General features: G+C 37.9%; 4 protein-coding genes. All 4 read left to right on the top strand.

The genetic code is table 11. From position 1 onward, the window contains the following. The first annotated feature begins 138 nt into the window (after positions 1–138). The 4 genes from BMW84_RS24405 (at position 139) to BMW84_RS24390 (ending at position 2566) form a co-directional block, all read left to right on the top strand. Entirely contained in the window at positions 139–522 is a 384-nt protein-coding gene (locus BMW84_RS24405) for a hypothetical protein (protein WP_091073097.1), read from the top strand. A 241-nt stretch (positions 523–763) separates the two neighbouring features. Further along, a complete protein-coding gene (locus tag BMW84_RS24400; RefSeq protein WP_091073095.1) occupies positions 764–1216 on the top strand; it encodes a hypothetical protein in 453 nt (150 codons plus the stop codon). Between the two features lie 225 nt (positions 1217–1441). Next, complete coding sequence (locus BMW84_RS24395; RefSeq protein WP_091073093.1) at positions 1442–1903, top strand: hypothetical protein; 462 nt, start codon at positions 1442–1444, stop codon at positions 1901–1903. Between the two features lie 255 nt (positions 1904–2158). After that, positions 2159–2566 carry a hypothetical protein gene (locus tag BMW84_RS24390; protein ID WP_091073091.1) on the top strand — a complete coding sequence of 136 codons (408 nt, stop codon included), beginning with the start codon at positions 2159–2161 and terminating at the stop codon, positions 2564–2566. The last annotated feature ends 232 nt before the right edge of the window (positions 2567–2798 follow it).

Below are 2798 nucleotides of genomic sequence, written 5' to 3'. Positions count from 1 at the left end.
CTTAGCCGACCTTGGTCCCGGAAGTTACGAAGCAAGGAAGCGGATGCCGGGACACACCGACTTTGTCGGCGTCGTAAATGCGGGAACGTTATGTGTAAGATGGGCAAATTCATATTAAAAAAACCTTGAGGAAAGACTATGAGACTAAAAGGAACAATAACCGAAGAATCGTTTCGAACAGAACTTCGAAAAACTCACAATTACATATTCAACTCAAAACTTGGGGGATTTCTAAAGCAAGCATTACAAGAAATGTATCCAGAAATGAAAACCGCATATATTCTGCATTGGACTCCCGATGATGGATCGGATTTTTATACCATTATTATTAACGGGCAGGCCATTGTGTTTATAGAAATTGAAGAAGAGATTAAAGAAAGTTTGTTCAAAACATCAATTATAAAAAAAATAATAGATCTCAAAAGTTGCCCATTAAAAGATTATAAAAGAACCTTGAGTAAGATAAATCAAATAAAACTTGAAGTTGCAATTGACCTTTGTATTAAAGATATGAAGGAATGAAGAAGCATTGTGGGTTAGCCAAGACGGCCCATCCAACACATAACAATGTATTCACGCTTCGGAGCCTACGGCTCCTCGGTCCGCCAGATGGAATTCGGGGAAGCGGAATCAGGCGGACACACCTGCGAGGCTAACTGCGCTGGCGCGCAGCCGGCTCCTGCGGAGCCGTAAGCCTCTCGGCGTCGTGAATACGGGAACGTTAGATGAAAGTATTGCAATAAATTGAAAGAAGTGAAGACTTGTGGGGTATTGCATTAGAGGATTTATAGTTCCGAACTCTCTTTTAAATACAATTAATAAAAGCTATCCAAACATTATTATTTCAAGATTAAATCAAGGCTATTGTCTAATACCGTTAACAGATGAATTTTATGATGAGGTTAATAAGTTTGAAGGCAAATCGGAACAGGGCTATATGTTTCTAACCGATAAGTTGATTGAATTCGGAATAAAACTATCAAAACAATTGAAATCGAATATAGTTTATATAGAAGCTGATTATTTTGGTGGAAATGGATATCAGAATGCATCTGTTTGGAACAATGGAAATAGAACATTTGAAGAATTTAAAGGGGATCAGGGAATAAACAATGCATTAAAAACACTAGATTTAAAAATTGAAATTGGCAAAGATGAGTTTGAAACGATTGGATTAAATAAAAACAGAAGAATAGAAGATTGGCTTGAAAGCTAATGCTCCGAGGGCAATACCATCATCTAACATTATATTCACGCATCGGAGCCTAGCGGCTCCACGGTCCACGAGAAGTGATCAGCAGGGAAGCAGATTCAGCGGACACATCCGCACCGACTAACCGCATTGCGGCCGCTCCCGTTGGTCGCTTAAGTCGGTGGGACGTCGTGAATACGGGAACGTTATGTGAAACCTCGGAAGGCTATAAACCTAAAAGGAGAACAAATGAATAAAGTACAGTACTTTGAAGATTTAAAGGAAATCATTACAGACCCCATTTATCAAGGTGGATCTGAAAATGACTTGAAAGATGAAATAACTAATAATATGTGGTGCTTGGCAATTCCTATGGAGTTAACCCAGGAAATAACAAGCGAAGATCTTATGGGATTTTTCAAAAAAGTTATTAGCAATAGACAAGATCAGATAAACATAGGAAATGGAACAGGTATGATATTTTATTTGTGGTTTGATGGAATGGCAAACCAAATTAGGTTCAACTTAATCTCTGATAAGAATAAAGAGCTTCCATTTAAGTGCAATTTACGAGAAGTAACAATTGAAGAAATCATAAATGAGAGCTTGAGTAATAAAAAAATAGAGATAATCACAGAACAAGAGATTGAAGAAGACATGATAGAAGAATTTGAACTAAAGATATATAAGACGATATTAACACCACAATGAATAAAGGGATTTTGTTGGGTATTTCAAAGTAGTCCGAGGCATCACATAACACCGTATTCACGCTGCGGTCCTAACGGCCCTTGGTCTGCAAGAGGCAATTCGAGGAAGCGGAATCAGCAGACAACCCTGAACTGGCTAAGTCCGTCGGACCCGGGGCTAACGCCCCTTAAGCCAGTGAGGGTTCGTGAATACAACAACGTTAGCTGAAATTGCTGTAAACCAGTAAAAATACAATAAATGAGGAATGATCCATGTATGTTTATCATAGAAGCTAATAACGATAGGAACAGTTGGATCTCAGGGATTTTTAAAGATGAAGAATTAACAAAGAAGTATATAGAAATAATTCCGGAAGAACTTTTAAGGAATCAACGTATTAAGACATTAGAAACAATTGAATACCCTTTTTATATAATTGAGATAGGAGATAAATTTTATTACATAAATAATGAAGAAATTGAAGAAAAAATAAAAAGCATAGTTGTTGAAGAAGATAAAGAACATGTTTATTTTAACTTATATTTTATACCTAAGGACTACCAACCTAAAGACCCAGGTACAGATAATATGGGAATGATAAATCATGTTCATATAGATAATAGATTCTTAGAATATTATAAAGAATATGGAAAAGATATATTAACAAGAAACAGAATGGCTTAAGTAACTCAATGTTGACAGCAACATCAGCTAACACAGTATTCCCGCTGCGGCCCCTGAAGGGGCCTTGGTTGCCAAGAGGCATTTCGAAGAAGTGGATTCAGGCAACACACCCACACCACCTAAGCGCGGTCGCGCCAATCGGGAACCGGCTTCGCCTTATGGTTCCATGCTCCTTTAAGGTGGTGGGGCGTCGTGAATACAACAACGTTAGACGCAATTGCCTAAATGAACA

The sequence above is a fragment of the Paenibacillus sp. NFR01 genome, from assembly GCF_900111565.1.
In the GTDB taxonomy this organism is placed as follows: domain Bacteria; phylum Bacillota; class Bacilli; order Paenibacillales; family Paenibacillaceae; genus Paenibacillus_AQ.
The sequence above is the reverse complement of the archived record's forward strand: the minus strand, read 5'-3'. Positions and strand labels throughout refer to the sequence as shown.

Bases quoted from the DNA above. Each gene is read 5' to 3' on its own strand.
- BMW84_RS24405 (WP_091073097.1), top strand. From the start codon at position 139: ATGAGACTAAAAGGAACAATAACCGAAGAATCGTTTCGAACAGAACTT.
- BMW84_RS24395 (WP_091073093.1), top strand. From the start codon at position 1,442: ATGAATAAAGTACAGTACTTTGAAGATTTAAAGGAAATCATTACAGAC.
- BMW84_RS24390 (WP_091073091.1), top strand. From the start codon at position 2,159: ATGTTTATCATAGAAGCTAATAACGATAGGAACAGTTGGATCTCAGGG.